The following is a 19,566-nucleotide window of genomic DNA, read 5'->3' as shown; positions in this document are numbered from 1 at the left end:
ACCGTACCCGGTGCCGCTTCCGCGTTGATGTCAAAGGAACTCAGCACCGGATCCCCTTCGATGTTCACATTGAACACCCGCTTGCCACTGCCTCCGGCAATGCCGGTTGCCACTCCCCAGTAGATCTCCGCAAAGTGAAGCACTACCTGGTAGTCGCCATTCGCTAGCGGTACCTCGTAGGCAAACGTTTTCGTTGTCGAACTTCGCTCTGTCTGGTACAAGGTCGGAAGCGATGCACTGCTGTTCGTATAGGTTTTTCCTCCCACAAAGTACGTGTCCGCAGCAAAGTCCTTGCCTTCGTACGTCAGTGCTGGTCCGCCTGCGTTAATACGCAACTCGAATGCCGGATCAACTGGCGGTACCACTTCCGGAGACACCACAATCGTCAATTGATCGCTGGCTTCTTCTCCCTGCTCATCCATTACCGTCAGTACCACGTCGAAGGTACCAAACTGATTGAACGTATAGGTCGGATTTGGCTGGTTTGAATTAAATCCATTTCCAAAATCCCAGAAGTAGCTAATCGCTCCTTCTGCATCACTGCTTCCATCTCCCGTGAAACTCACCGTCAACGGTGCGGTGCCCGAAGTTATGTTTGCCGCCGCAACAGCGGTGGGTGGCTGATTCGATGAAACCTCAATCGTGATCGTAGCCTCATCGGTCAATCCGAGCTCATCCGTAACTGTCAGCGATACCTCATAGGTGCCTGCCGAGACAAAGGTATAGGCTGGATTCATCAATGTACTGGTCACATCGGTACCAAAATCCCAGAGATAAGTAAGGTCTCCCTCTGCATCCGTACTGTTGGAGCCAGTGAAGTTTACCGTGAGTGGAATAAATCCACTTGTCACGTCTGCCTCAATAACGGCTATCGGTGGTTCGTTCGCTGCCACTTCCACGCTGATCGTGGTTGCATTGCTTTCGCCTTGCGCATCCGTTACGGTTAGCGATACGTCATAAGTACCCGCTTCAGTAAAGGTGTACTCCGGATCCGCCTGTGTACTCGTCACACCGGTACCAAAATCCCAGAGGTACGTAACCGCTCCTTCTGCATCCGTGCTGTTGGAGCCGGTAAAGCTTACGGTCAATGGAGCGAATCCAGTTGTTACGTCTGCTTCTGCCACGGCTACCGGCGGTTCGTTCGCAACCACTTCCACGCTGATCGTGGTCGCATTACTTGCGCCTTGCGCATCCGTTACCGTCAGCGATACGTCATAGGTACCCGCTTCAGTAAAGGTGTATTCCGGATCCGCCTGTGTACTCGTCACACCGGTACCAAAATCCCAGAGGTACGTAACCGCTCCTTCTGCATCTGTGCTGTTGGAGCCGGTAAAGCTTACGGTCAATGGAGCGAATCCAGTTGTTACGTCTGCTTCTGCCACGGCTACCGGCGGTTCGTTCGCAGTGGTGGCTCCTTCGATCGCAATACCGGAAATACTTGGACGGTTTGCACTTGGATTCATGGTGATCTCCAGCAGGCCGTCCGTAACTTCGATATTTGCAAAAGTCAATTTCACCGGACTGTTTCCTGACTCAAGGAATAGATCCAGGTCATCTTTCACTAGTTCGCCTTCCAATAGGATATCGAATACCCTACTACCTGCACCTCCTGCCACTACTTTACCAAAATAAAGCTCGTTGTGATAGGTGCTTACGGTGTAGGTTCCATTTGGCACCGCAATACTCAGGGTGAGGGAGGCCAGATTAGCGCCCGATCCTCTTTCCGTTTGGTAAAGTGGCTCTGAGCTGGCAGCGGCATTGGTATACGTATGATTGACATCGTAGTACGCCGGAAGATTTACGTCCCCAATGAAGGTCTTGCCCTCGAAACTTACATCCGCCGCACTTCCGGTATTAAGGTAGAGCGAGAAGTCCGGGGTTACCGGTTCCTCGACCACACTGAGAATTTCGAAGGCAGCCAATTTGGGTTGATCGGTGCCGCCGACTGTTGCCAGGGCAGAGAAATCCATATTTAGTTGCCCGTCGTTCACCTCCACTTCGAAAACTTCTGTTACCGGTGTTTGTGGCCCTACCAAATCATTGATATCGTAATCGTCCAGAACCAGGCTTCCCTCCAGACTAACGTCGAATACACGCTGACCGGCGGTTCCGCCGCCGCCGCCGCCAGTAGCACCGTGGTAAATCTCCGCAAAGTGCAGGATTACCTCATAGGTACCATTGGGCACCGGAACGTTGTAGCCAAACACCTGAGGTGTGGAACTACGCTCGGTCTGGTACAGGGTTGGCACGGTCGCATTGGTATTGGAATACGTTTTACCTCCTTCAAAAAAGTTATCTGCTTCAAACACCTTACCGTCGAAAGACACCTGCGGTCCACCTGCATTGATTCGCAAGGCGAATGCTGGCTCAGATCCGGGGTCGTTAACGACTACTTGTAGTTGTTTTTCGTCTTCATTTCCAATTCCATCCGTAACGGTAAGGATGACGGTATAGGTACCTGGCTCGGTGAAGGTATAGGTTGGATTCTCTTCGTTCGAAGAATCGCCATTTCCAAAATCCCAGAAATACGTCAGGTCATCCAGGTCATCGCTGCTGCCATCTCCAGCAAAGGAGACCGTCAAAGGCGCATTTCCACTGGTCACATTGGCCTCAGGTACTGCCACTGGTGGTAAGTTTTCCTGAACCGTTATGGTTAGTGTTGTCTCCGCAGTATCCCCGGCATCGTCCGTCACCAGCAGGGTCACGGTATAGGTACCGGGCGCTGTAAAGGTATGCACCGGACTAACCAGGGTGGAGCTATTGTCGTCGCCAAAATCCCATGCATAGGACACGATAATGCCGTTGGCTTCAGACTCGCTGGCATCGAACTGAATGGTCAGCGGTGCAATTCCCTGCTGCACATCCGCCGTAGCCACCGCTATCGGTTCTTGCAAATCCACCACGTTGATGAGTTGCGTGGCAGAACTTGTAAGGCCGCGATCATCGGTAAGGGTTAGTTCGACGGTGTATTCTCCGATGCTGGTGAAGGTATGGGTAGGATTGGGCAATTCGGAAGTTGTTCCGTCCCCGAAATCCCATTCAGTAGCAACGATTTCACCTTCATCGGTGGAGTTCTCACTGCTAAATTCCACGGTAAGCGGTACCCTTCCTTCCGTAACCGATGCTTCCAGAACAACCACCGGCGCTTTATTGATCAACAGATTCATTTGTGCATCAGCAGTCAATCCATTCAAGTCCGTTGCCGTTACCGAAAGCTGGTAGTTGTTTTCCTCGTTTGCTGGCACCGTTCCGGAGAGTACTCCCTGTCCAGAGATGTTCAACCATCCCGGAAGGGCTGATCCGTCGGCAAGCGTCGCGCTGTATTGCAGCTTGTTGCCTGGATATCCCTTGTCAAAGGATCCCGAAAGATCCGTACTGAACGTTGCTCCCAGATCTACCAGGTAATCGTCGATGGCTGATGCCGTAGGCACAGCTTCCGGACGTATGTTGATGTAATAGAACGTATTGTCGTTCCAGTCACAATTGGCCGATCCGGCACCGCATCCGTTTTGTACAAAGTCTTGTAACACGATGTACTCGTTTGGAATGATGTTGCCATCCCTGTCATTTGCCTTGTAAATCCGCAGACCCAACAGGTCCGGTCGGTCTCCGTTAATGTTGTTTCCTCCACTGGAAAGGTAGTTGGAAACGGCTATTCGGAAAGGAACGGAAATGGTATTGGCCACATCAAAATTGATGGTCTCGTTGTCTCCGCCTTTCGGAAGCAGGGTTTGGTACCAGTCGGCCTGGTGCCCAAAACTTATGCCACCGACCGTTCCGGTTCCGTTTACCTCCACCAGTCGGGAGCTGTTGCTCGAAGGTCCTCCGTGTAGGGCCGACAATTGAATTCCAATCACCGGTTTGGTAGGATCTGCCTGCACAAAGTTATCGGACAGAATCAGGTCCCCTTCGTACCCGGCATCAATATTTGCCGGATCCGGATAATTGGAACTTGGCCTGAAGGTGATAGTATTCGGTGGATCTATGGTTCCATCGTCATTGACAATGCTCAGCATACTGGACTTGAATCCAAAGGCATCAAAGACCTGCTGGGCATCGATTTCTTTACCTCCCTCGGGCACCGGTACGTAACCACCGTGAAGCGTTGCCAATGCGGCGGCTCCATTGTCGGCATTGCTGACAATTTCGATGGTTTCCTTCATCATGGTAGTGGTATTACCGTTTGCTCCAATGAAGGTGATGGAAAGATCCCGCGAACCGCCGGCTGGTATGGTCAATGGCAGCGTTGTAGATTCAATTCCCTGCGGTACGATCGCATAGATAAACCGGTTCTCATCCGAGATATTGATTGCTTCGATCACCAACGGTTCCGTTCCCGTATTATTCAATCTCATGACATTGGCATCATGGAAACGAGCTCCGGTAGATCCGGTGTTGTTGATTCGGTAGAAGGTAAAGTAATCCTCTGCCGGGAATCCGCGGTCCGTACCTGGTACTTTGGTCATGTTTTCCATTTCCACCAGGGCTCCCGTGGGCGTTTCTATGCTAAAGGAATAATTCCGGGTAGTGGTATTGCCATTGGCATCCACTGCTTCTACCAACAATTGAACCGCTCCTAATTCATCCAAAACGAACGGTCCGTCAACGCTAGTGAATGCCCCGCCATTGATACTGTATTCCAGGCGCTCAATGGCACCGCTTTCACTTTGATCTTCAGCAAACAGGGTCACAGTCACCGGTCCTCGGTAGACTCCTTCTGCTGCCTCCAGCCCCTCAAATTCTGCCCGTAGGGTGGGTGGCAGGGCTGCCGTGTTGATTGGCGCAATACGGATGTAGTTCGGCTTGGCGTTCACACCTTCCGGCGCCAGGCTCAATCGAAGTTTCCCATCGGTCACCTCCACGAGCTCGGTGTTTTCGAAATTCAACAGGTTATCCGGATTACCCGCTTCCTGATTGAAATCGACTACCCGTGTGCCGTTGACATTGAGCGCATGGTAGCTATCGGTGAAGTCGGGATCGCCCACGCTGATGTTTACGTTATATAATCCATTCGGAACCTCCAGCAACCAGTCCCGCTGCGGGAACGTAGCCGCCGTACGGTGACCAATAATGGTAAAGGTATTCAGCAGTGGCTCCTCATCTGCCAGGGTATTGCGGTTTCGACCGTTGGCACTGGCATCCGCTGGAGTCTCTGTATTCGGAAGTACCCAGCCAAAGTTCAATTGTCCCAGATCGGTGGTTTGCAAGCCGTAAGGCGCGCCCAAATCGTCAATATATCCTTCTGGAGATACAGACACCTGCTCCGGTGTTTGGAAATTGAACTGGTACACATAGACGGCCTCCTGGGTAATATTGGCCCGTACTTCCAGCGTAGCGGGCTCGTAATTTGGCGCATCCGCTGTAAGTGTAACCGTGTAATTACCAATGGCCAATCCTTCCTTGTCAAAACTGATTTCAAAGGGCGTACCCAGTTCAAAACTGGATGGAAGGGTGATCCTTGGATCCGAACTGGTAAGCGTAACCTCTCCTGCAGTCAATCCACCGTTTGCAGACAGGCTGATCTGCTGCAGCAGGGGATCCGGATCATTGATGCTTCCGTTCAGCACCACTACTTCCGGATCGAATTCCAAACGTAGCGTGCCGTCTTCAAACGGAATGACATTCTCGATGACGAACATGTAGTCCTGGTAGTCACCGTTTGTGGCATCTTCAAAATTGATCAGGTAGCTATTTTCTACCGGATTACCTTCCCTGTCGATCACTGGATAGGTCCGCACCCGTCGCGCTACGCCTCCTGTATTCAGGTCGTCTTCGGTGTAATTGGTGCGATTGAATACCTGCGAGGTGACGTATACACCGAACACGGCTCCCAGAGGATCAAAAGTGTCAGTACCCGATGAAATTTCCGGGTAAAGGGTTTGGTGTTGCCCGAATACACCGGACATCACGCCCACCTCATTGAGGGTCACTGTTTCATCCCGGGTATACCACCCGAAAGGAATTTCTTCGTTTGGCGAGTACCTGCCAACAGGTGTGATTTTCACTGCTTCAGGCCCTGCTTTCACCCATTGCTGCACCAGTACTTCGTCTCCTTTCAATACGGCCTGGGTACCGTCCGAGAGGGAGGTCCAGCCCACATTGATGGAAATACCCAAGGCATCCACCACATCCTGCAACGGAGGCTCATTGCCACCCTCGTAACCGGTTTTCTTCAAGGCATGCAGCCCTACTTCCAGCAATGGCTGATCCGGATTGTCCGTTGCAATCTCCAGCACTGCTTCCTGATATCCAAGGTTACTGCCAGTCAGATCCGGTGCGTAAGTAACCGTGTACGTGATGGATTCACCCGCCTCCAGGGTAACAGGACCCGCAGGCGTGACCGGATCGTACTGATCAGCAAACGTCCCGGCTACAGTCGCGCCAGTGATCGTGACTCCTTCGTTTCCTTCATTGGTGATTTCCACCGTCTTGGACTGAGACTGATCGCCTTGCGTATTATTGGTAGTTTCGAAGAGCAACTCGTTCGGCGCAGCTACCAACTCTGCCTTGAGCGTAGCAGGTATGGCTGCCCGCAACAGTGTCAGTCGCGGTGTGCCGTTGTTATCCCGGTCGTATTCCGAAACGTATATATTACCTGTTTTGGGGTCCTCCACCAAATCCAGGGGATCGTCAAATCCACGCATGCCCGGAATCTGATTGTAAACCTCCCCAATATTCCCGTTATTATTTGGCTCCATCACCAAAACATCGTTCTGACCACTGAATCGTACGACCATGAGCAAGCCCTGAAGTTTTCCGTCAAAGGCATCGCTTTTGTATTCGATGACTCCATTCGGCGACTTGTTGTTGCCGAAATCGTAAGCAGGCGTTCGGTAATTTGGATCAGGGCCCAAGGTGATCGGGTATTTCGCCACATCTCTATAGGGCTCGGTTTCCTGCCCTGGCACCCCGCTGTATGGCAAGCCGCCGTGGTTCAGAATAAACTCCCCTCGGTACGGATTGGGGTGTCCGTGGTAGCTTCCTCCCTGGGTTTTAAACAACCAGTCTTTCTGAGTTTCTCCGCCCGTTAGTTTTGGCGCAAAAGGAATACTGGTCAACCCGTCAATTCTCCTGGCAAGCGGGTAATCCGCAGTGCTTGGCGAGTTGGGTGAATTGTTGTTATTCCCGGCCGTTCCGTTGGTGGGTACATACAACCATCCATTGGAGTGCCAAAGCAGGTCGTAGGCATTGCGGACCCCGGTGGCAAAAATGCTGACCGGAGAATCGGCCGAATACGGGTTGTAGGTCGTTCCATCACCCATCAAGAGACCCGTAGCCGGTGCGGCGTTGATAACCGCGATATCGTCTGTCGTGTACACACTTAGCGGTAGATTGGCCGGCAATTTATCCAGATCAACTTTTAGTACAGCAGCTGCCAACAAGCGTTCCGGTCGGTTATTCCAGGCCGGATCGGGATCTCCGCCTGCTGAGTTACTTCCCTGAGCAATGTACATTAGGCCGCTGTCGTCAAAGGCAAGGCTATTTGTCAGGTGATCCTTGGAAGACCGCGGCAAATGAATTACCAGGTCCTGCACGGTGGAAAGGTCCGGACCGGAAAGACGAGTAAGCTTGCCATCCCATTCGGGACCATTGGTCAGCGAGGCAGCGCTGTGGGTGATGTAGGCAATCAGGTTATCGGCCGTAGAAGCCGGATCAAAGACCAATCCGATAATCAAGCGGTTATTGCCTGCCATCACTCCGGATACAGGATGCGGCGATCCGTTTAGTTCGGGACTCAACACCTCCAGGTTACTTAAGGTACCATCGGCCGCCATGTCCCAACGGAAGATCTTTCCATCCGACTGGAAATCTCCAATCGTACTTCCATACAATTTCCCATCGGGTCCTACGACCAAACTGGAGAATCGTTCGTTTTCTGTACCTTCTCCCAAAGCCGTTCCTCCAGGAACGATGGTAAACGCCACTCCTTCCAGATCCCGGATGGGAACGGGCAAGTCATCCAATGAACCCGTTGTAAAGCGGGACTCAAAGGTGGCGAAGGTAAGCCGATCGGATAGGTCACCGGAACGGTTTGCTTCTACCCCCGAAATTCGGAACAGATACGGCGTGTTTTCCTTTAATTGGTTGATCGGCGTCAGGGTGATTGCATCCCCTCCCCCCGTATCGTTGGAGTTGCTTGGTACCAGGACCTCCCCGTCTGTCGTCAATTCGTAGAGGTTGACGTTTCCGGCAAGCGTACCGTTATCCAACTCGTAGCCATCAGGAGTCAATATCTCCACATTCACCTGTAGGTCATTCAGCGAAACATTGGTGGCGTTGTTTGCGGGAGTTACGTTGGTAAACACCGGCACATCCGATCCCGATACCTGTACGATTTCGATAGAATTAATTTTCGTGTTGAACCCACCAGCGGCGTCCACCGTGAGCCTGCCGTCCAACACGGTGACGGTCACGGTAGTGGACGTCATCCGCGTGGATGCTCCATCCGTTCCGGTTGGAACAAAGGCGTTTACCGCGTTAACGTTTTCAACCGATACGGTGTGAGAAGGAGTGGTGTTCTCCTGACCGTCTACCTCCGGATCGCCGACACCAACGGTCACCTCATAGGTGCCGTTTAATACGCTGATTTCCCAGATTCCCTCGGTGTTCACTCCGTTTGTTCCACCAACATCACCGTATTGCATGTGAATAATGGTGTTTTGCACCAGGCTCACCCCTGCCAATGCCCTGTTTCGGGTATTGGCCTCCAGGTTAAGTGGTGTTTGCCCATCTGTGGTTAACCAACCGTAGGCATATCCATTTCCACGATCACCGTAAGCAGCACCTGCATCTTTAATGTAGCCGGCTGGCACGTCGTCGATGGCCCGCGAGAAATTGATTTTTATGGGATCAAAATCGCTTGGAGGCAATTGATCTGGAGTGATTTTAAATTCGGTAAAGGTATACACGACTTCGGATACTTCCTCCCGACGTTTGCTCGCAAAAATTCCCGCAAAGGTCAGGTCCTGATGGGCAGGATTGCCGTTCAGGTATACCGCAGGAAGTGCCACCGAACCCAATTCCACTTCGGCCCCGCTATTTAGGCTGTAGTAGGCAGTAAGCAGGCTGTTTTCGAGGTCCACGTACAAGCGCAAGGTAACCGCACTGCTATGAAGGCCCGCCACATTGTTCGCCTGCACGTTGTTGGCAGCATCCGCAGGGGCCAGGCCATTGAGCTCCCGAAGCAGCTCTACCTTGCCACCGTTGGCTACCACCAACTTAACAAAGTTGTCTTCGTCCAAACCGAACCAAATACCTGCCTGCTCGGAGTTATTGGTACCGTCGCTGTAGGGGTTTGCTACCGTCGTACTAATGCTGAAATTGCCGTAGCCGTTGGCATCCACACCCACTCCCAATGTATTGATTTGAGAGTTTACATCCGTACTAGTGGTAGCTGTGGTGCCATTGGTACGGTATGCGATCCCGTTAGCGGCATCTATCTGTAGGTTTCCACCGGTCAAGCTAAGCCTGGAAGGCTCGTATCCCGGCACGTTCGGGTAGGAAACCGGACCATCTAGCACCAACCGGGCGGAGGGGTCGTCCACCATGGTAAAGCCGGTATTGCCCAATCCTCCTTCGTCTCCGCTAAACTGCAGGCTGAAAGGCAAGGCAGCCTCCAACTCGTCACAGTTCAGCAAGCTAATCGGCGAACATCCGTCCAAAATCCCCTCAAATGGCCGCACATTTCGGGCAATGACCACGATGTCCTGGTAATCAAATCCACTCACATGTTCCTCGGTAGCGATGACGTAGGCATCTGCTTCACCCGGCAAGGCGTATACCCGAATGTGGTGCGGGATGGCCCCGGTGAAGGTGTTTAGCGCATCTTCGCTGTACAGGAAGCGGTTGCCGAAGAACGGCCATCGGTTGTAAAAACCAAAGCTTGCGGTTCCAGGATCAAATGACGTAGTCCCTGTTATGACCGGATTCAGGGTTTGCCCGTTTCCGGCAACGGTATTTTGAACCGTGAACAATTCCTGCGTAGAACCGCCATCTCCACTGGCATACCAGCCAAAGCCCGTGATCGGGTTATTGGCTTCGGGGCCGTAAACGGCCAACACTTCAAGTTCTACAGGCGCATCGCTGGCACGCTGAAATGCCTGAATATCCAGTTCATCTCCCAGCAAATTATTGTAAGAACTTCCGGCCGGCAAGTTGATAAGGTTGGTAGCCGGATCTGAATCTCCTACATCGATCAGGCCCTGACCCAATTGGGTATCCAAAATCCACTGCAAAGAAGGCTCTGAACTTCCACCCGTTCCGGTTTTGCCCAGCCCACTCAGGTTGATTTGAACCGGATCGGCTCCCTCTCCGGACAGCGTCAATTGGGCAAATTTCGGACCATTGCTGGTCGGCGTGAATACCAGCGTAAACGATGCTGAGTTCTGCGCATTTACAGTTGTGGGTAATCCGGTGACGGCAAACTGGTCGCTATGCGTTCCGGAAATGCTTGCCTCGATGCCATTCAATGGAGCATTACCCAGGTTTGACAACAAAATCTCCTCTTCGTAGGAATTCTGTCCGGTGATGGCATCTCCACTGATGGTTTCGGTACTTACAGCTATGGAAGGCGCAGGAGCAGCCTGGTTGCTGGGTTTGAGCAGGATAATCTCGCTTGTGGCGTAATCAGAAACGTAGATATTGCCCGTAGCCACATCCTCAATCAAATCCAACGGATCGACAAATCCCGTGAAACCTGGTATGCCTTCTTTAAATGAGGCGATGTCTCCGTTGGGTCCGTCCGGAACCAGCGCGATGATATCGCTTCCACCGCTGTATCGAGCCACCAGCAGAGCGCCGGTCAGGTTGCCATTCTCGGCATTGCTTCGGTATTCGATAACGCCGTTTGGCGATTTATTGAATTCAAAATCAAAGGCCGTACCCCTGTAATTGACGTCTGGTTCCACGCCGTTGTACACACTATTGGTTACATCCACATCGCCGCGATTCAACACGTACTCTCCCCGGAAAGGATTGGGATGTCCGTAATAGCCCAATCCGGCAGACGGATCCATTCGGAACAGCCAATCCCGCTGTACGTTATTATTATTGGATGCCGAAATGGGTGGATAATCGGCATTGGCATGGTCGTAAACCGTTCCGTCGGGTCTTCTGGTGCCACTGACAGAGGCGGGTGAATTGCTGCCTCCCGCCGTTCCGTTTGTGGGCACGTACAGTTGTCCGTTGGAATGCCAAACCAAATCGTACGCATTTCGAACCCCTGTAGCAAACAAGGTTAGCGGTGCTTCCACGTAGTAGGGGTTGTACATCCCGTCAAGTGTAGGCGAATTGATATCTACCGCATTGATAGCCGATTGGTTGCGGGTGGTCATCACGTCCAGGGGAAGCGATGATGGAAGTTTGGTCAAATCCAGTTTCAGGGTAGCCGCAGAAAGCAAGCTCTCCTCCCGGTTACCCCAGGCGCCATCCGGTGCACCTCCAGCACTGTTGCTTCCCTGGTTGAAATACAGCATGTTGGGCTCGCCGGGTCGGAAAGCAATGCTGTTAGTAAGGTGATCCCGAAGAGACCTGGGAAGATTGGTAACCAACAATTCCTCGTTTTCCAGATTTGCTCCGGTCAGTCTGGAAAGATTGCCATCCCAATCCGGTGCACTGCTCAAGCCGGAAGAATTGTGCGAAATATAGGCGATAAGGTTGCCGGCGGTGGCGTTGGGGTCAAATTCCAGCCCGACAGCCGTGCGCCCGCCATAGGCCGCTTTCCAAGCGGAGAGCGTCTGCTTCCCGGAGAGCGTACCGTCTGCATTGATGGTCCAACGGTGAATGTCACCGCCGATGGTCAACCCGTATAATTTACTGTCTGGCCCTATGGTAAGCGTGGTGTATTTCGCTCCCGTGGCTACTGCCCCCTGTTTCGTAAAGGATACATTGTCCAGATCGGTCGTGGGACCGGTGGTTCCCCCCGACCCGGTAGTAAAGGAAGAACTAAAAAATTCAAAGGTTTCACCGGCAAGGTCTTTTACCCCATCTACTTCAAAAACATACGTGGTATTGGCTTCCAATGGCAAATTTGGAACCAGATTGATGGCATCGCCACCACCCGTACCGTTTACACTCGCTCCAACCGGGCTGGTACTTCCCTGCTTAAATAGCTTAACCGTACTGTTCGTGATGGTGCTATTGTCCACGCTGGTCAGTCCATCCTCATTCGGATTGGGGAGGAAAAGGCTATTTGCCGATACGCTTGTATTCACCGATACGCCCCCTGCCCCGTCAGCGGGGTTTACACCCAGGATGCGTGGAGTTTGCACACCACCCGCTCCCGGAAGAATGCGTACGAAATTAATTTTGGTATTGAATCCCGTTCCGGGCGACAGTGTCAACCGCCCGTCGGTAACGGTTACCTGAACCGTTCCGGAAGTAAACCGTCCGGTCGTTCCCGCGGCTCCGCTGGGAACGAATGCAGCGATGGCGCTGACGCCCTCCACGTCGATCGTATGGGAAGGCGTGTCTTCTACCGAACCATCAACGGCCGGATCTCCAACGCCTACCGTTACCGCGTAAGAACCGTTAGGAACCTCGATTTCCCAACTGGCATCCGGCAAGTAGCCGTTGGCCGCATTATTGGAAACATCCCCGTATTGCATGTGGATAAGCGTATTTTCCAATACGCTCACGCCTGCCAATTCCCGGTTCCTTCCGTTCAAGGTAAGGTCAGCCGGGGTACTGTTGGCAGCATCGACCCAGCCGTAACTGAATCCATTGCCCCGGTCCCCGTAGGCGTCTCCTGCGTCTCGAACATAACCGGCTGGCGGTGCCGTTTCGGGATCAGAAAAGTTAATGTTTGCTTCAAAATCCGGTGTGCCTGGATCCACGGTTGCTTCCGTAATCTCCAGGAAAACTTCCATTTCCGCATTTTCATAGCCGAGATCCGGCTGGTCAATGGCGATGACCATGGTGGAATACGTACCTACCGGCAGATCTTCCTTTATACTGAATTCCAACGGACCTAAAACGGGTCCTGCCGGCAAATTTAACCATTCCCCGGCATCCGGATCGTCGGATAAAACAATTGTCGGATTGCCGCTGCTCGCCGATAATTCCACGGTTTGTGGAGCAACGACTGCCCCTTGCTCAGCTGTAAAGTTGAGTTGGGATACCGAGAAATCCAGACTTAAAACCGGACTTTCCTGATCCACTGAAAAATAGGCAAAATCGGTATTAAAAGGTGTGGTGCCGTTTCGGTAGGAGGAATAAATACCTGCAAATGCAATTCCCGTCTCTGATCCGACCGTAATTCCGTCAAGGTATTCCTGAGGTAAGGTCATGACTTCCAAACCGGCTTTGGTCAATTCCACAAAATCACCGGTTCCAATTGCATAATATCCACGGATGGTCCTATCCAGAGGATCAATAACCAGACGAAGGGTTACGTTTTGGCCGGTAACTCCCACATTCGTCACCTGTATCTGGTCCGGTGTGCCCGCCCCATTCACTGAAATGGCATTGACTTCCTTGCGAAGTTCGACGTTATTGGAGTTGACATTTAGTTTTACAAAGTTATCCTCGTCCAATCCGAACCAAATGCCCGACTGGGCCGCATTTCCTCCGGTAGTGATTCCGAGCATCTGGGTTTCAATCACCAGTGGTTGCGTAAGGTCGGTTATTCCCACACCCAGTGTATTTACCTGGGTATTGGTATTGGCGCTTTGACCGGGATTGAGATAAGCAATGCCTTTGGAAGCAGTCAAGCTTAGGTTTCCTCCGTCTACCGTGATCTTGTCGGGTTCGTATCCGATTACATTCGGATAGGTTACTGGCAAATCAGCTGTCAATCGGGCTTCGGAATGCGGATCGACCATGGTAAACCCGGTACCTACTCCATTGCCATCAACGAGTCCGCCCTCGGTACCATCAAATTCCAACCGAAGCGGAAGAGCCTTGGGAATACCGTTGCAATCAAGTAAGCTCCAGGGCGAACAAGGCTCGGGTGCATCTACCGTTACCGATACCGTCCATACCTGCACGCTGCCATCTTCCGCCGTGACGGTGTATTCCACCGGATTGGTGAAGTCTTGTACCGTACCCGAGGCGGGTGTCACCGAAGCACCCGATATCGTAAATTCCGGGGTCAAAGCGGTAATGTCTGTTCCGAACGGAACCTGTATGTTCACCGCATTATTCGCGGCATCAATGCTGCTCGTACCCAAACCGCCCGCTAGGGCAAAACTATCTATGGACGTGTCCGAAGACAACGGCGTAGCCACCGATAGACTCGCTTCCAACACGGCAGGCTGATAGCCCTGAGCGGTGGCTATGATCGTATTGCTGCGTGTATCCCCTTCTGCCAGGGCACTCGCGTCCATGCTGAAGTCAATCGCTCCCAATGCGGCCGTTGCGGGTAAACTCATCCAGTCATTGCTGCCGGTAAGGTTTTTATCTACCGCATTGATGTTGTCGTCGATCACCAATCCGATCGGGCCGGCTCCTGCTCCGGAAAGCGTGCTGCCAAATTGCCCGCTCGCACCCGGTGCCAGATTGGAACTAACCGTGGCCGGGTCAAAAATCAACTGACCCGACACGGGCGTATCGGTACTTTCCGTTACCTGAATGTAATTTATTTTCGAATTGTAGCCGCCAAGGCCGGTCATGGTTAGCAGACCGTCGGTCACTTCTACTACGATGGTTCCGCTTCTGTTTTCTCCTGCTTCTGGAGCAAAAGCCGGTACCACCGTGTAGCCTTCCACAGCCGCGCTGTGTCGACTATCCAGATCCGAGCCTGCGTCTCCCAAGCCAATCGTCACTTCGTAAATCCCGTTTGGAATTTCCATTTCCCAAATCAGCTCGTTCCCTCGGGGTTGGCCCGACCAGGATTGAACGCCTCCGGTAGCATTGAGGATGTTGTCTCCCTGAAAATGAACCAGCGTACCTTCTAATTTTTGCTGTTCGCTCGCACCGGCATAGCTCGCCACAATGCGGTTTCTACCTACTCCATTCGAATTATTTGCTGCTTCATCCGAGGCATCTATCGGCGTTCCATTCGACTTTAGTTTCCAACCATACGCATAATCTGTCCCTTCAAATGCAACCGCTGCATGCCCAAATTGCTTCCCATAGTCCACCAGGTAGCCGGTAGGAGGAATCGTGGTCTTGTCCTGGAAGTTGATATTGGCTGTGAATCCGGAGGCTACCGTTACCGATACCGTCCATACCTGCACGCTGCCATCTTCTGCCGTGATGGTGTATTCCACCGGATTTGTGAAGTCTTGCGCTTCCCCGCTAACTGGCAGCGCAGTTGCTCCCTCAGATAGGGTAAAGGTCGGAATAAGACTGCCCGGATCCGTCCCAAAAGGAACTTGTACCGCTATGGAAAAATTTTCGGAATCTATTGAGCCTGCTTCGATCTGTTCGGCCAGGGTAAACGACTCGATTGCATTTCCTGAAAGAAGGGGAACCGAAATAAGGTCTTCCGTCACCACCTGCGTGTAATCCGTACTTAAGCGAACCGGACCGATTGAGGCGTCGTTGGTACCGACTGAACTTATAAATAGCCGACCGATCTGTGGCGTTCCGGATACGGTTTGACTACCGGCGTTTACCCAGGATGTTTCGCCCTCCGTGAGTTTGGGCGCCAGGGTCCATTCATAGGCAATGCTGGACGCACCGTCCCATACGCCCTTCACCAGAAACTGAACGGTCTCTCCGAAAGGCACTTCTTGGGTACCGTTGTTAGATGCCGGCGCTCCCAATCCAATACGTGCGATCAAGCCTGTGCTGCCACCCTTGGCCATTTGAAGGCGCACCCAGGGCGTAGCGGAGGAATTCTCATCAATCCGAATCGCCGTTCGGATTCGGTCCCCCGAACCTGTTCCAAATCCATTTACCTGAAAATAAGTGGTAAAGTAGAAGGGTACATTTGGCGTTAGCGTTGCGGGATTGTTTGTTAGCGGAATGAGGTCGTGTGCATGACTCCCAAGAGAAAAATCCAACGAATGACTGCTGCCAGCGCTTAGTCCTTCATTTGTTACGGGTATGGAAGCATCGGCCGCTTTTTCTTTCAACCATTGGCTGGGAGCGATTTCGTGCAGGTTGCCGACACCGTAGCTGTCAAAATTTTCGATGAATGAGAAGTCCGAGGGTGCCGCGGTGACGGTGACTGTCCACTCTTTGGTACTGCCATCTTCCGCTGTAACCGTGTAGGTCACCGGATTGCTAAAGTTCTGAACGCTGCCGGAAGCTGGTGCTGACGTTGCGTTGTCCGAAAGCGTAAACGTTGGTGCGAGCGAGCTTAGATCGCTACCTGCAGGCATTTGAACCTCAATGGTACCCGCTGGGGCATCCGTCTGGGAATCAAGCTGTCCGTCCAGGGTAAATCCAAGCATTTCCTTTTGCGAACTGACGGTAAGCGGTACAACTTCTATCGCCTGAATCAGTGCATTGTTTACCGATGCGAGGAACTGTAGATTCAGCTCTCCATCAGTTACCGTTACGTTATTTTGGGTGATTCCCAGTACTCCCTTTCCGTAAAGCGCAAATAGATCCAGGTCATCCTGGACCAGTTCGCCTTCCATCAAGATGTCAAAAATGCGAAGTCCGGCACCTTCGTGGAAATTCTCCACCATGTGGATTCGCACGGTATATTGGCCATTGGCAATGGGAAAGTTGTATCCGAAATTAGCACCAAACCTTCGGGGATAATATAGATCCATGTGCCCTCCTTCGACCAAATAAGGGCCAAAGGAACCGAGGGATGCTGTGGTTTCTTCGGTCTCCACCAGAAAATCGGTGTTTTCCTGCAAAAACAAGTCGCCGTCTTTGGTGTAGTCAAAGCCCGCCACATTCATGCGGTAAGGAATGGCGATCAGATCCGGATCGGGAACGGCGACTTCCTCAATGGAAAAATCGGTAAACAGCACGGTAATGGGTTCGCTTGCGGGTGCATTTCGGTGGGATGTAAAAATTCCCGCGTAGGTTTGCCCGGAAAAGTAGGATGCCGGAACGGGGCGGCTGTCTCCTTCAGGTCCCGTCACCAGTAGCTCTTCTCCTTCCCCCAAACGGTAAAAACCCTGTACCGAATTGGCGACAGGGTCAAACTCCAGACGAAGGGTAATCGGTCCCGTTTCTATGGGCAAATTGCCCGTGTTGATTTCAAGAAATGCCGTTTGCGTGGTGGTGTTGTCCATATTTTCCACCTGCAGTTGAATCTTGCGTTGATTGCCGGTACCGTTTTTCACTACTACCAGTTTTACGTACTGATCCTCGTCCTGACCCATCCAGATACCTGCCTGTTGGGAACTGTTTCCCGTACTCACCTGAAAGTTCGGATTGATCAGCGTTGTCGAAACGCTAAACTTTCCGGTAGGAACATCCAGTCCCACCCCGAGGGCATTTACCTGAGAATTGGTGTTGTTGCTGGAAGGTGAACCCGTAGGCTGACTAAAAAATATCCCCTTGGTGCTCGTAATCGTTAGGCCAGTAGCATCCCTGCTGATCAACCCAGGCTCGTACCCGGGTACCGCCGGGTCGGAGGGTGGAGTCAGCGGTGCGCTGGGCTCGAGCACCATGGTAAATCCCGAACCCGCCAGGTTTCCCTGGTCCTGAGTAAAGTCCAGGTTTACCGGTAATGCTTGCAAAATCTCGCTGCAATCCAGCGGACTTATGCCGGGACATGGCGCCTCCAGGGAACGGTTGTTTCCCGAAAGAATCAGTGGTCCGATGTTTCGGCCGTCTTCATCGGAAGTACTTCCGAAAAGTTCGGAGCCGGTATTCGGTATCAGATTTGGCGAAATGGCTGCTGCGTTAAAAAATAGCAACAAGACAAAGAGAAACGAGGACAGGTAACGGTTGCTCATAAGAATCAAACTAATTGGTACATCTTTTTTTGGCGCTGGAACGAGGTTTGAAAATTGCATCCTGACAAGCCTCCGGCAAAATGCAATTTATCGATAAACTAAAACCTCCTACAGATTCAAAAGACGTATATGTGTATTTAAAAAACAAATATTTTATTTTAAAAAAATTTTATGTAGCCAAATCCCAACAATTTGTTTCCATTTTTCACAGCATTTTCACTAAAAAAAAAATTTCATATTCTACGAATAATACTATTAATTTGGCAGGATTACTTTTTAATCGGGCACCTGCACCGCTAAATGAAATCCGAAAAAAAAAATTCAAACTATATTTTATTTAGTTTCTTTTCCCGAAGAATATCCAAAAAAAATCGAACCATTATTCTCCATCTAGGTGAGAACATGGTTCGATGCCGGTTGTAATTGTTTGCTAAAAATTTCCTTATTCCAATATTTTACAATGTTTTTTTCGTCCAAAAAGTCCCGCCACCTTTCGGCAATTCCACAGCTAATATGTGTACGGGTAGGGCAGCAAATTGAACCCCAAAATGACAAAGAAAATACGTGCGTATCTCTACTGAATTTTTAAAAAAATAACGACTTGCCGGAAACGATTTCCTACCAACTATCCCTGCTATAATCCCTCCAGGAAATCCTGAAATTCCTGGTTGTCAAAATTACTCATTCCCTCCTGATAGAAAACAATTTCTCCTTGAGGGCTCACCACCAATGTGGTAGGAATCGCCTGACTTTGGAGGGAGGGGTTCAGGCCATAGGCTGCGTGGATGATGGGAAATGAAAATCCCTTTTTCTCCACAAACTTTTTACTTTTTGTGAAATCATCGTCCAGTGCGATCATTAAAAAGGCAATGGAATCATTGTCTTGGAGTTTTTCGTATAAGTTGGAAATGTGTGGCATTTCGGCCCTACAGGGAGGACACCAAGTGGCCCACAGGTTGATAAAAAGTGTTTTGCCTCGGTATTGAGAAAGCCCTACCCGGTCACCGTCTGTATCGAGAAACTGCCCGCTAAAATCAAAGGCCTCGTTGGTTTTGTTTTCCAGCAACACCTTAGGTTTGATCAATCCGGTCGCCAGAACCAACGATTGGACGCCTCCAACGATGGGTGTTATCAGTCCTGTAAAATACAAGGTTGCAAAAACACCCAACATGATTGCCCAACTCTTTATTTCTTTTTTCCAGTTCATATGCAAAAATTTTAAACAAATGTAAGCCTCTATCCACCGTCATACGGTGACTTTTCACACAAAGTTTCTTCAAACGAAATATTTCATTAATTTTGGCAAAAAAAACACTTATGAAACAGGCGCTTACTTTCCTCTTTATTTTTGGCTTTTTTTCCACCGCTTTTTCCCAGGTACATGTGGGATTGTATCAGGGAGGGATTCTTAGCCATATTGGCGCAGGAACGGATCCGGAGAAGTCCTTTTTTGCCGAAGCGCGCCTACTCGCCGGTGGGGAAGTGAATCCTTTTTTGGGTGCCGAAATCCTGGGGCATTACAACCTTAGAAAAACTACCTGGTATAACCTGCATGCCGGCCTGATGCTGGGGTATTCCGAGTTGGACAATGGGAAAATAGGTCTACCCCTGGGGTTCAGTTTCAAGCCCATTGCGGCTCACCGGCAGTTTGCCTTGCTACTGGAAGGGACTCCATTCTACGAAAACACTTTTGCGATTCGGGCGTTGGTGGGTCTACGTTATACGTTTCGAAAAGAAGAATAAACTAACCGATGCT

Annotated in this window: 3 protein-coding genes; 1 reads left to right on the top strand and 2 read right to left on the bottom strand. The window is 51.3% G+C overall.

All coding sequences use genetic code 11. From position 1 onward, the window contains the following. On the bottom strand, positions 1–17,810 hold a 17,810-nt coding region (locus tag GCU44_RS10920; RefSeq protein WP_161993923.1), incomplete at its 3' end, for a PKD domain-containing protein. A gap of 634 nt (positions 17,811–18,444) precedes the next feature. Then, positions 18,445–19,017, bottom strand: a complete 573-nt coding sequence (locus tag GCU44_RS10915; protein ID WP_092178226.1) for a TlpA family protein disulfide reductase — start codon at positions 19,015–19,017, stop codon at positions 18,445–18,447. A 110-nt stretch (positions 19,018–19,127) separates the two neighbouring features. Between GCU44_RS10915 and GCU44_RS10910 the strand changes: the two genes are divergently transcribed. Beyond that, a complete protein-coding gene (locus GCU44_RS10910) occupies positions 19,128–19,553 on the top strand; it encodes a hypothetical protein (RefSeq protein ID WP_154856432.1) in 426 nt (141 codons plus the stop codon). Positions 19,554–19,566: the final 13 nt, after the last annotated feature.

The organism is Cyclobacterium xiamenense (genome assembly GCF_009467825.1).
Classification (GTDB): domain Bacteria; phylum Bacteroidota; class Bacteroidia; order Cytophagales; family Cyclobacteriaceae; genus Cyclobacterium; species Cyclobacterium xiamenense.
Note: the sequence above shows the minus strand (reverse complement) of the source record. Positions and strands in the feature narration are given on the sequence as shown.

Excerpts from the sequence above, each read along its gene's own strand:
- GCU44_RS10915 (WP_092178226.1), bottom strand. The coding sequence starts at position 19,017 with ATGAACTGGAAAAAAGAAATAAAGAGTTGGGCAATCATGTTGGGTGTT.
- GCU44_RS10910 (WP_154856432.1), top strand. The coding sequence starts at position 19,128 with ATGAAACAGGCGCTTACTTTCCTCTTTATTTTTGGCTTTTTTTCCACC.